This is a genomic window from Streptomyces sp. NBC_00461 (assembly GCF_036013935.1).
GTDB lineage: Bacteria > Actinomycetota > Actinomycetes > Streptomycetales > Streptomycetaceae > Streptomyces.
The window spans coordinates 4,329,311-4,341,073 of the sequence record NZ_CP107902.1 but is presented as its reverse complement, the minus strand read 5'-3'; the positions used below and the strand labels follow the sequence as shown (position 1 = coordinate 4,341,073).

Sequence of the window (11,763 nt, the reverse complement as noted above, 5' to 3'; positions counted from 1 at the left end):
AGCGCCCGCTCATCGTGGGTGCGGTTGCGCGGACACGACAAGCGGACGTAAGGTCAAGAGGGAGTAAAGATGTTCGTCTTGCTGACCTTAGTTCACGGACATGAACATTTGGATGTGTGGGAACCGACCCCTCAGCGCATCAGCTCCCCCGCGTTGACCAGCAGCGACTGCCCGGTGATCGCGCGCGCCCGGTCCGAGGCGAGGAACACGGCCGCGTCCGCCACGTCCGCGTCAGTCGCGAGGTCCGGCAGCGCCATGCGCGTGGTGAGCCGTTTCAGGACGTCGGGCTCCGGGACGCCTTCCGTGTGGGCCGTGAACTGTACGTAGGCCTGGACCGGAGGTCCCCACATCCAGCCCGGCAGAACGGTGTTGACGCGGATGCGGTGCGGGCCGAGTTCGCGCGCCAGCGAGTACATCGCGCTCGTCAGCGCCCCTTTCGAGGCCGCGTACGCCGCCTGTTTCACCTGTGTGGGGGCCGCCACCGACGACTGCGTCCCGATGAACACCACCGAGCCCCCGCACGTCTTCAGCGCCGGCAGGCACGCCCGGGTCATCCGCAGCGACCCCAGCAGATTCACGTCGATCACGGACTGCCAGGTCGTGAAGTCCGCGTCCTCGATGCCGCCGAAGTAGCTGTCCCAGGCGGCCACATGGACGACCGCGTCGATCCGCCCGAACCGCTCGCGGGCGAGCGCCGCCAGCGCGTCGCACTGCGCCTCGTCCGTGATGTCGGTCGCCCGGTACGCCGTGTGCGCCCCGTCCGGATCGATGTCGGCGGCGCTCTTGGCGAGACGGGCCTCCGTGCGCGCCCCGAGCACCGCGTTCCCTCCGTCGCGCACGACGGCCGCCGCAACCTGGTGACCGAGCCCGGCGCCCACCCCCGACACCACGACCGTCCTGTCCGCGAGCAACGACATGAGCGACCTCCGACCTGCCTCTGGCGCATTGTCTGACGGGGCGTCAGAGTATGGGCGACCGGCGGCCGAAGGAAGGGGAGCGCCCATGTCCGAGGACACCCGAAGTGAGATGTACGCCGAGCTGGCGGCCGTGGGGCCGTACGGAGTTCGTCCGGGGCACGCCCTGATCACCATGGTGGAACCGCACCCCGGCCACGAGTACGCGTACAACCGCTGGTACGAGGACGACCACTACTACGCCGGCGCGATGGCCATGCCCTGGATGTACTCCGGGCGCCGCTGGGTGGCGACCCGGGACCTGCAACTCCTGCGCTACCCCGAGAAGTCGGCGATCGCCCAGCCGGTCACCGCCGGCTGCTACATCTCCACGTACTGGATCGCGGACGGCCGCTACGACGACCACATGAAGTGGACCGTCGCCATCAACAAGCGCCTCAACCGCGACGCGCGGGTCTACCACGACCGTACGCACGTCTTCACGGCGTTCCAGGACCACGAGGCCACGGTCTACCGGGACGGCGCCGCGGGGCCCCGCGACTTCCACGCGCTCGACCACCCCTACGCGGGCCTGGTCGTCGAGGTGATCGACGCCGAATCGGCGGAGCAGCGCGAGGAGTTGCTCCGGTGGCTGCGCTCGCGGCACTTGCCCAAGCGGGTCGCGGGCTCACCGGCCGCGATGGTGACCGTCTTCCGGCCGACCCCGCTGCCCGGCGATCGCATGACGTACGTCAGGCAGGTCGAGGGCGTGGAGACGAGGCTGACCCTGCTGTGGTTCCTTCAGGCGGACCCGCGGGAGTGCTGGGAGGCGTACTTCGCGGACCTGGACGCGCCGGTGCGGGAGGCGGGGCTGGGGAGGGTGGAACTGGTGGCGCCGTTCGTCCCGACCGTGCCCGGGACGGACACGTACGTCGACCGACTGCGCTGACCGACTTCTCTGAACGACTGTGCCGGGGCACAAGCCGAGCCCCCTCGGCAAGGACGGCGAAGCTGGACGAGAGGGCTCTTCCTGTGCTGCTGGTGCTGCCTGTGGAACTGTCGAAGGAGTATGCGGCCGAGGATCAGAAGATCCTCCCCCCTACGCCTTGATCGAGCCGACGAAGATGTTCCACGCGGCGGCCGGGAAGGCGAGTACGGGGCCCTCGTGGACCTTGGAGTCCCGGACGGCCATCGCCGCGCGGACGGGGGACTTGATCTCGACGCACGCGCCGTTGCCAGTGGAGTACGAGGACTTGGTCCACGTGTCCGTGGCGCCCTGACGAATTGCCATTTTTGCTCCGAAATACCAGTTGTGGAGTTGCTGTCACCGCACGACGGATTCGTCTCCGAACCCACAGCGCGGTTTGCGCCAACCCTTGGTGTGTGGTGGCGTGATCGACGCTACTCGCCAACCTCGACCTACGAAGCGACTATTCACTCGACTGGATGGCATATTCCAGGTGGGTCTTCCACTGGGACCCCGGGAAGGTGTACGGTGCGGCGCTTCAGCGCGCGTAGTCCTTCGCGATGTCCGCGATGAACTGCCGTGACTGGTCCGGGTTCAGGGCCTGCGCGCGCAGGTGCTCGTACATCACGCTGTATTTCTGCACGTCGTTGGCCTTCTCCAGATACAGGTCGCTCGTGACGCCCTCGATGTAGACCACGCTGGAGTCGGCCGCGTCCGGGAACTCCAGGATCGCGTACTGGCCGTTGAGTCCCGGGTGGGCGCCCATCTCGAAGGGGATGACCTGCACGGTGACGTGCGGCAGCTGAGACTGCTCGACGAGATGCTCCAGCTGATCGCGCATCAGCGAGCGGTTGCCCACCACTCGGCGCAGCGCCGCCTCGTCCATCACCGTCCACAGCCGGAGCGGGTTCTCCGGGGCGGTGATTCGTTCCTGCCGGCGCAGACGCACCTGGACGCGCTTCTCGACGTCGGCGGCGGCCGTCTCCGGCAACGCGCCCGCGATCAGTGCCTCCGCGTACTGCCGGGTCTGGAGCAGACCGGGTACGACCTGGGGGTCGTACACCCGCAGGCTCGCCGCGTCCGTCTCCAGCCCGATGTACACGCTGTAGGGAATGTCGCCGAAGGAGTGCCACCATCCCTGCTGGCGCGAGTCCTTGGCCATCTGCATCAGCGAGTCGACGATCCGGTGGTCCTCCACCTCGTACACCCCGCACAGGTCGCGGACGTCGCGCTGGCTGATGCTGCGCCGTCCGTTCTCCAGCCGGCTGATCTTCGACTGCGACACCAGCAGCCGCTCCGCCACTTCCTCGGCCGTCATGCCCTTGAGCTCACGGAGCCGACGCAGCTCCTGGCCCAACCGGCGTCGCCTGACGGTGGGATTGACATTGGACGCCACGGGACGTGCACCTCCGGCTGCGTGCCTGCGCTAGCTGTAATTTGCCACTTTGCGTATCTGCTGTTGAGCAGACTGCCACCAAGGTGCTTACTACCGCTGGGAAACAGGGGATATGCGCTGCGCACACGCCAGTTCGCCTTTTTCGTCCTCCACATGCGGCCGCGCGGGGCGGCGGAACCGTTACGGCATCCGAACGATCGGATGTGGCGCAACGGCCCCGCCGCCCCGCGCGGACCAGCGGCTCCCGTACCGGTTCATGGGGACTGCCTTCTCAGGCTCGGTGCGGCGCTCGGCGGTGCGTGGTGCTGGTGCTGCGGTGCGTGGTGCGGGTCATGACGTGATGCTGTGATGGTGCGTGCGTGCTGCTGCGGTTCGTGCTGCTCGTCGTGGGACTGCGGCTCAGTGGGCCACGACGCGCGCCATCGAACCGCGGTGCGGTTGCATCGGAACGCCACGAGCCGGTTCCGGTGCGGACCTGCCCGGGCCTACGGCCTGGCGGCCGGCCGGAGCCGGTGCCGGGCTGCGGCGCGGCTGGGCCGCCACGCCGTTCTGGACGTCCATCACGGCGTGCGCCACGAGGCCGCCCATCGGGTCGTGCCTGATCAGATCCCGCAACCGGGAACGTGAGGACCGGCCCTCGTTGCCCGGGTACAGATGCTTGCCGAGGCCGACCGCGTGTGCCAGGGCGGCGAGCGCAGCGGTCCGCGGGTCCGGCGGTACGCCGGTGCGGATCGCGGAATCCAGTCGGGCCTTGATCTCCCGGCTGATCTCGGTGTCCGTCGCCTGGTAGCGAGTCGTTGGCAGCACTCCGCACATCTGACCCGCCACGGCATGCACCATGCCGCACCGCTCCAGATGCGAGAGGTAGGTCTGGCGCAGCCCGAGACGCGGCCCGCCAATCCAGTTCACCGCACGTACGGGAGCGCCGCGCCTTCGCAGCAACTCCAACGCGCAGTCCAAAGTTGGATCTCCAGTCGGCCGTGGGGCTACCACGGCGATACGATCCCCGTCTGGGGCTATCCGTCCGGCCAGCGCCAGCTCCACTAGCTGTGCTCCGGCCAGACCGAGGTCGAGCGACTGCGGCTGTGCGGTGGTACCCGTGGTCGGGTCCAACGCCAGCAGCAGAAGCTCCTCCGGAATTGTTCTGCGGCTCCTGCCCATCCATGCCTCCCCGCGTGGATGAAAGACAGGGTGACCCCTCTCACATTGGTCTGTCGAGGGTGCGTGACCTGTTTGTGAGGGAACCGGTAGGTATGTCGTTCTCGTCTACCGCAGTGGTTAAGCCCGCACACAGGACACTGGTACATGGTTCGGACAGCGCGTGCGGGCGGTGTTTCGGGCGGTTTACGGTTCGGTAGACGCACGGAAAGCGTGCGGCACGGAGGAGGCATCGGTGGCGGGCGAGTCCCCCGACAGGTCGAAGCAGCGTGAGTCGTCGGTAGAACCGACGTCGGGGAGCACGGGCCCGGTTCCCGAAGCCCGCACCGAGGAACGCACGGCGCGTGATCCTCGCCTGGCCGTGGCCCGGGACGCCGAGGCGTCCGGCGGCTCGGCGTCCCGGGAGAGCGGGGAGACCGGCGAGGCCAGGGCGCGCGGAGGCGTGGACACGGCGACGCGGGTCTTCTCGGTACGGGATGTGAAGACGGAGGGCGAGGTCGAGGGCGCCGGGGACCCGGACGGCGGACCTTCGGACGACTCCGGCGACTCCGGCGACTCCGGGGATTCCGGGGATTCCGGGACGAGTGCCGCGAGCAGCGGAGACGTTTCCGCTGACGACGCCTCGGCCGGTCCTGAAGTGACCGACGCGCCGGCCGACGACGCTGCCGACACCCCCGCGACGGACGGTGACGCGGGCGGTCCGCCCGGTGACGACCGGCTGCGCGCGGCTGTGGCGGCCTGGGTTCGCTCCGGCGACTCCCAGGACCCGGAGAGCGCGACGGGCCCGGAGACGGCCACTGAGACAGCCGGAGCCGATGATTCCGGGGACGCCGGGGACGCGGACAGCGCTTCGGCGGAGAACGGTCAGGTCGACACCGACACCGGCTCCGAGTCCGACTCCGACACGGACGCCGGCGACGCGGACGAGCCCGAGGACTCCGTGCCGGACGAGCCCGAGGACTCCGTGCCCGACGAGCCCGAGGACTCCGTGCCCGACGAGCCCGAGGACTCCGTGCCGGACGAGTCCGAGGGTGCTGCGACGGACGAGGCCGAAGCGGAAGCGGACGAGACGTCCGGGACGGTTGCCGATGACGAGGGCGATGCCCCCGGGGCCGCCGACTCCCCGGCAGACGCCGACGCCGAACCCGACGATGACGCCTCGGCCGAGTCCCAGGACGGCGACCCCGAGGGGTCCGCCGAGGACGGAGCCGGTGCCAAGCACGTCGATCAGCCCACCGCCGTCTTCAAGCTCCCCGCCAAGTCGCGCCAGGTCGACCAGCCCACCACCATGCTCAAGCTCGGCGCCGCCGCCAAGGCCGCCGAGAAGGACCAGGGCAAGGACCAGGCCAAGGACCAGGCGAAGAGCCCCGCGAAGGCTCCGGGGAAGACCTCCGAGCCGTCCGACGCCGAGCGCACCAGCACCTTCGTAGCGCTCAAGCCGCTCGACGAGCCGCCCACGAGGAAGCCCGCGGACGCCACGGCCCAGGTGCCGCAGGTCGGGCCCGAGCGCACCGCCCAGCAGCCCCTGCCGCCGAAGCCGCCGCTGGATCTGCTGGCCGAGCTGACGAACACACCGCCGCCGCCGGAGACCCCGGTCCGGACGATCGTCCGCAGGGTCAAGATCTGGACCCCGCTGGTGCTGCTCCTCGTGATCGTCTTTGCGATCGTGCAGGCCGCGCGCCCGCTGCCCACCCCCACCCTCGCGCTGACCGCCGACGACTCGTACAGCTTCGACGGCAGCAAGGCCGCCCTCCCGTGGCCGACCGACGGCCAGGGCTGGATGGATGTCAACGGCATCGGCACGATGGGGAACTTCGGCAAGCAGGCCGGCGTCCCGATCGGCTCCGTCGCCAAGGCCATGACCGCGTACATCGTTCTCAAGGACCACCCGCTGAAGCCGGGCCAGGAGGGCGAGAAGATCACGGTCGACGCGCTGGCGGAGAAGGAGGGCGGCTACGACAAGGCCAACGAGTCCACCCTCAACACCGTCAAGAAGGGCGACGTCCTCACCGAGAAGCAGGCGCTGTCGGCCGTCATGATCCCGTCGGCCAACAACATCGCGCGCCTGCTGGCCCGTTGGGACGCGGGCTCCGAGGCGGCGTTCATCAAGAAGATGAACGACACCGCCAAGGAACTCGGCATGAAGAACACGACGTACACCGATGCGTCCGGTCTCAAGGAGAGCACCGTCTCCTCGGCCGAGGACCAGGTGAAGCTCGGCAACGAACTCGTGAAGATCCCGGCCCTGATGGACATCACCAAGTTGCCCAGCTGGATCGACCCGTCCGGCAAGAAGTGGGACAACTACAACCGGCTCGTCCCCTACAACGGCGCCATCGGCATCAAGACGGGTACCACCTCCAAGGCCGGCGGCAATCTCCTCTTCGCCGCCACCAAGGACGTCGGCGGCGAGACGGTCACCGTGGTCGGCGCGATCCTCGGCCAGCACACGGCGCCGATCATCGACACGGTCAACGCGGTCAGCAAGACGGCCATGCTCGCCGCGCAGGACGCTCTGACCTCGACGAAGATCCTCAAGAAGGGCGACGTCGTCGGGTACGTGGACGACCAGCTCGGCGGCCACACCCCGATCGTGCTCACCAAGGACGTCACGGCGGTCGGCTGGGCCGGCCTCAAGGTGAGGCTGTCCTTCGCCGCCGACGACGTACCGCACACCGCGAAGGCCGGCACCCGGGTGGGCACGCTCACCGTGGGCGACGGCACCAGCGGCGCGGTCAAGGTGCCGGTCGCGCTGCAGAAGGATCTCGCCGAGCCGGACTTCGCCGCCAAGCTGAAGCGCCTCGGCTGACCCGGCGGGCCGTCCCCCGTCCACCGGGGGGGCGGCCCGCATCCCGTCGGTGGGCCCACCAGGGCGCTGCCCGGCGGGGTGCGTGCTAGCGTCGCGAATCGGGGCAGGCCGCCGCTCACGGGACGCGACCGGGAAATCCCCGGGGACGCAGCCGCGAACCGGCGGGCAACGGAACACGTCCCAGAACAGAAGACGGGACACCACGGGGAGTGCCTTCAGGTGGCCACTGCGGAGCCGACACGCGCAGACGACGCCGATCCGGGCCCGGGAACCGGCCCGCGAATACGCGTGCCCGTACCGCGCGAGGACAGCCACGAGGACGGTCGTACGACGCCGCAGGTGAAGCAGGCGGTGACACACGCCGTCCTCGCCCTGCGTGAGCGGCTCCTGCGGCACCCGGTGCTCTCGGTCACCGCCCTGTCCGGCGTACTGCACCTCGTCTGGTTCTTCACCTTCGCGAACGGCGGCGGCGACCTCGCGGCGCAGGACGCGTGGGCGGAGTTCGTCGGCCGGCACCCCGACTCGGCGTACAACCTCGCCTGGTACGGCGGTATGCACCCGGTGTCGTACAGCATGGTGTCGCCGTATCTGATGTCGGTGCTCGGCGTCCGTACGACGATGATGATCGCGGGGACGGTCTCGGCCGGTCTGCTCACGATGATCCTGATCCGCAGCCGGTCGGTGAAGAACCCGCTGTGGGCCTCGCTGGCGGGCGTCTTCGCGTTCCTGTGCAACGCGGCCTCGGGCCGGGTGACCTTCGGTCTGGGCACGGTGTTCGCGCTGGGCGCGGTCGCCGTCGTCTTCTGCTGGCCGTACAGGTGGCGCTACAAACGGTGGGCGAAGGCCCTGTGCGCGGCCCCGCTGGCCGCGCTGGCGACGATGTCGTCACCGGTCGCCGGTCTGTTCGTGGGGCTGGTCGCGGTCGCCCTGTTCCTGCAGAAACGCCGCCCCGGCGCCTGGGCCCTGGGGCTCAGCCCCGCCGCGGTGGTGGCTGTCTCGGCCTGGCTGTTCCCCTTCTCCGGCACCCAGCCGATGACGATCGGCTCGGTGATACTGCCGTTCCTGAGCGCGGTCCTCGTCCTCGTGCTCGTCCCGAAGGACTGGACGACGGTCCGCCTGACGTCCGCGGTGTACGGCCTCTCGGTCCTCGCGGTCTGGCTGGTCAGCTCGCAGATCGGCTCCAACATCACGCGCCTGGCGATGCTGTTCGCCGGCGTCGCGCTGCTCGCCGCGCTCCCGTTCACGGTCCCGCGCTCGCGGAAGTGGTACGTCACCGTGATGGCGTGCGTCGGCTTCAACGGCTGGATCGGCTTCAAGGCGGTCGACGACGTCGTGCACACCACTCCGGCCGCCTCCTGGGCGCGCGAGCTCGCGCCCCTCGTCAACGAGCTCCAGGACGTCGGCGCCGAGAAGGGACGGGTCGAGGTCGTCCCCGCCGCCTCCCACCGCGAGGCCTCCGCCCTCGCCCCCTACGTCAACCTGGCCCGCGGCTGGAACCGCCAGGCCGACATGGAGCGCAACCCCCTCTTCTACGACGACACGCTCAACTCGGCGAACTACCACGAGTGGCTGCAGCGCTGGTCCGTCCACTTCGTCGTCCTGCCGAAGGGCAAGCCGGACGGTGACGGCGGGGAGCGCGAGCGGGAGCTCGTCCAGCGGGGCATGCCGTATCTGAAGCAGATGTGGGGCGACACCAACTGGCAGCTGTTCAAGGTCACCGACCCCACCCCGCTCGCCGAGCCCAACGCCGTGGTCGAGCGTGCCGAGCAGGGCGAGATGACGATGCAGGTCAAGAAGGCCGGCCGGATCCTCATCCGCATCCCGTACTCGCCGTGGCTGAGCATCGTCGACGCCCAGGGCAAGAAGCTCAAGTCGCCCCAGGAGACGCAGGCGTCCAAGCACCGGGCCGAGAACACGCCGAAGACGTACGACAACGTCAACGGCTGTCTCATGGAGACGGAGGAGGACGCCAACGGCGACCGGTGGACCATGCTGAACGCTCCGCACCCGGGGACGTACCGGCTCGCGGCGCCCTACACGCTGCCGCGGGGCACGCCCTGCCCGGACGAGCTGAAATGACGTCTCACGTCACCGGGAACGCCACGTCGCACACCGCGTCCTGGGGTCCCGCCGCGTCCCAGTCGGCGAAGTAGATCTCCCGGCACGGACCCGCTTGCCGGAGCCCCTGGGCCGCGATCCACTGCTCCACCGCCTCGAAGGCGGCTCCGATCTGTGGGGCGGCCACCTGGGCCTTGGTGATCCGGGTGTACGCCAGCCGCTGCGCCGGCTCGACCCGCACGGTGGTCTCCCAGGCCCTCCCGTGCCGCTCGGCCCACGACCGGGCAGCCGCCCTGTCCGCGATCGGCACGCAGGACTCCGCGGGCCCGTCGCTCTCCATGGACACCTCGGAGTAGTAGACGACGAAGGGCGCTCCCGCGGCACCTCCGCAGGCGCCCGCCGCCTCCTCAAGGCGATCCAGCGACGCCCCGATCCAGGCGGGCAGTTCGTCCTGCAGCGTGTGCCGGGACTGGGTGATCACCACCTGCTCGGGCACATCCACCGTCTCGACCACGAACTTTCCGTACATCTCGGAGCTCCTCCCCGACAGCCGTCCACGGAGGTACTCGGCGAGCGTCCGCTGCCCCGCGATGCGCGTCTCGACGTCCGACCAGTAGGTGGCGAGCAGGTCGGCCGCCGCCTCCCCGTCCGCCTCGACCACCCCGGCGATCCGGGCGAGCGGCATGTCGAGCTGCCGCAGCAGCGCCACAAGGCGGGCCCGCTCCACCTGGCCGGCGCGGTAGTAGCGGTAGCCGCTGGCCTCGTCGACGTGCGCCGGTGCCAGCAGGCCGAGGCGGTCGTACAGCCGTAGCGCCTTGGCCGAAAGCCGCGACCGGGCCGCGAACGCGCCGATGGTGAGCAGTTCGTCGTCCACCTCAGCATCCTCCGTCACCGGACGGGTCCTTTCCGCCCGGTGACCAGGACGCTCGGCCCTGCCCCAGGGGCAAGGTCAACACATCGCTACGCGAGGGCGCCCTCGACCGCCGCCACGATCTCCGCCGCCTCCGGCTCGGTCTGCGGCGAGAAGCGGGCGAGGACCTTGCCGTCCCGGCCGATCAGGAACTTCTCGAAGTTCCAGCGGATGTCGCCGGTGTGGCCCTCGGCGTCGGCGAAGCCGACCAGGCGGTCGTACAGGGCGTGCCGGTCGTCGCCGTTCACCTCGATCTTCTCGGTCAGCGGGAAGGTCACGCCGTACGTCGCCGAGCAGAACTCGGCGATCTCCTCGGCGCTGCCCGGCTCCTGCCCCATGAACTGGTTGCAGGGCACGCCGAGGACGGTGAAGCCCTGCTCGGCGAAGCGCTCCTGGAGGCGCTCAAGGCCGGTGTACTGAGGGGTCAGCCCGCACTTGGAAGCCACGTTCACAATGAGGACGGCCTTGCCGGTGTACTGGGAGAGATCGGCGGAACCACCCTGGAGGGCGTCGATCTCCACGTCGAGGGGAGCGGCGCCGTTGCTGTCTGCAGTCGTCATGAGCGGATGCTAACTCCGGTACATGTCGTGCCGGTTCTGGGCCTCCGTCAGGACGTCGCCGGCCGCGGTCCGCGAGTACAGCACCGAACGACCGGAGCGCCTGCGCTGAACCAGCCCCGAGTCCAGCAGGACCTTCAGGTGGCGGCCCACCGAGCCGAGGCCCTGGCCGGTGACGGCGACGAGCTGGCTCGTGCTCAGAGGAGAGCTGAGGAGGGCGAGGACACCGGCGCGGGCGGGCCCGAGCAAGGCCGCCAGGCTCGCGGGGGCGGGGCGGGCCGTGTGGTCGGCGAGGGCGCCCTCGCAGGCGTAGATGATCGCGTACCGGTCCGGTTCCTCCCAGGACACCCAGCCCGCCTTGGGCGTCACCGGAACGAAGACCAGCTCGGCGCCGGAGATCTCGCGGGGCGGGTATTCGTGCAGGTTGACCTGGAGGCGGTTCTCGCCGAGCCAGCGGGTGCGGCCCGGCCGCAGCGCGTCCAGCACCGCCGCCCAGCCTCCCTGGCTGACCTGCGCGGTCCGGGCGACCACATCCGCCTCCAGGACGCGCCGACGCCGGTCCCAGTACGGCCGTACGGTCTCGGTCCAGACGTAGGAGAGGAGGTCCGCCGCGCGGGACGGAAGGTCGTCGCGGTCCAGCTCAGGTGGGAGCGGGCCGCGTTCCAGGGCGATCGTGATGTCGGCCCGGGCCTGGGCGGGGTCGGCGGACCGGACGCGCGCCACTCCCTCCTCGATGGTCTCGCCGTCCCTCGGGGTGGGCGAGAGGAAGTCGGCGATCCAGCCGCGGCCGAGGCCCGCGCGGACGAGGCACGCGGTCACCGGGTCGGCGGCCAGGCGGGCCCGGTAGGCGGGCAGGTGGGTCCGTAGCCAGGCCTGTTCACCGGGGTGGGCGGGCTCGCCCCGGTGCAGCAGCTGGAGGCAGGCGAAGGTCTCGGCGAGCGGGGAGAGGACGAAACGGCTGCGGGCGAGGGTGTCGGCGTTCATCTGCCACCAGCCCATGGGTCCTCCGCCGTCC

General features: G+C 70.1%; 10 protein-coding genes. 3 read left to right on the top strand and 7 right to left on the bottom strand.

Going from position 1 to position 11,763, the window contains the following annotated elements; translation table 11 throughout:
* Positions 1-131: 131 nt before the first annotated feature.
* Positions 132-917: an SDR family oxidoreductase gene (locus OG870_RS20240; protein WP_266516305.1), complete on the bottom strand. Its 786-nt coding sequence runs from the start codon at positions 915-917 to the stop codon at positions 132-134.
* Between the two features lie 85 nt (positions 918-1,002).
* Here OG870_RS20240 and OG870_RS20235 point away from each other — a divergent pair, with 85 nt between their 5' ends.
* Complete coding sequence (locus OG870_RS20235) at positions 1,003-1,842, top strand: hypothetical protein (protein ID WP_266583727.1); 840 nt, start codon at positions 1,003-1,005, stop codon at positions 1,840-1,842.
* A 150-nt stretch (positions 1,843-1,992) separates the two neighbouring features.
* Here the strand turns inward: OG870_RS20235 and OG870_RS20230 are convergent, their stop codons facing one another.
* The 3 genes from OG870_RS20230 to OG870_RS20220 all read right to left on the bottom strand — a co-directional run bounded on the left by OG870_RS20230 (position 1,993) and on the right by OG870_RS20220 (position 4,417).
* Entirely contained in the window at positions 1,993-2,184 is a 192-nt protein-coding gene (locus OG870_RS20230; RefSeq protein ID WP_266516300.1) for a DUF397 domain-containing protein, read from the bottom strand.
* A gap of 214 nt (positions 2,185-2,398) precedes the next feature.
* The gene (locus OG870_RS20225; protein WP_266516297.1) at positions 2,399-3,256 is read right to left on the bottom strand and encodes a helix-turn-helix domain-containing protein; all 858 of its coding nucleotides are present in this window, start codon (positions 3,254-3,256) and stop codon (positions 2,399-2,401) included.
* 399 nt (positions 3,257-3,655) lie between these two features.
* Entirely contained in the window at positions 3,656-4,417 is a 762-nt protein-coding gene (locus tag OG870_RS20220; RefSeq protein ID WP_266516296.1) for a GOLPH3/VPS74 family protein, read from the bottom strand.
* Positions 4,418-4,649: 232 nt separating this feature from the next.
* On the opposite strand from OG870_RS20220, the gene OG870_RS20215 reads away from it, so the two are divergent.
* Together OG870_RS20215 and OG870_RS20210 are read left to right on the top strand one after the other, a co-directional pair.
* A complete protein-coding gene (locus OG870_RS20215; protein ID WP_327691224.1) occupies positions 4,650-7,223 on the top strand; it encodes a D-alanyl-D-alanine carboxypeptidase in 2,574 nt (857 codons plus the stop codon).
* Positions 7,224-7,442: 219 nt separating this feature from the next.
* Entirely contained in the window at positions 7,443-9,302 is a 1,860-nt protein-coding gene (locus tag OG870_RS20210) for an MFS transporter (RefSeq protein WP_266583731.1), read from the top strand.
* 4 nt (positions 9,303-9,306) lie between these two features.
* Here OG870_RS20210 and OG870_RS20205 read toward each other — a convergent pair whose 3' ends face one another.
* The 3 genes from OG870_RS20205 to OG870_RS20195 form a co-directional block, all read right to left on the bottom strand.
* On the bottom strand, positions 9,307-10,173 hold the full coding sequence (locus OG870_RS20205; RefSeq protein WP_266583733.1) for a MerR family transcriptional regulator: 867 nt from the start codon (positions 10,171-10,173) through the stop codon (positions 9,307-9,309).
* Positions 10,174-10,241: 68 nt separating this feature from the next.
* Positions 10,242-10,751 (bottom strand): glutathione peroxidase, encoded by a 510-nt coding sequence (locus tag OG870_RS20200; RefSeq protein WP_266516285.1) that lies wholly within the window; start codon positions 10,749-10,751, stop codon positions 10,242-10,244.
* Positions 10,752-10,760: 9 nt separating this feature from the next.
* Positions 10,761-11,747 carry an ArsR/SmtB family transcription factor gene (locus OG870_RS20195; RefSeq protein ID WP_266583735.1) on the bottom strand — a complete coding sequence of 329 codons (987 nt, stop codon included), beginning with the start codon at positions 11,745-11,747 and terminating at the stop codon, positions 10,761-10,763.
* Between the last annotated feature and the right edge of the window lie 16 nt (positions 11,748-11,763).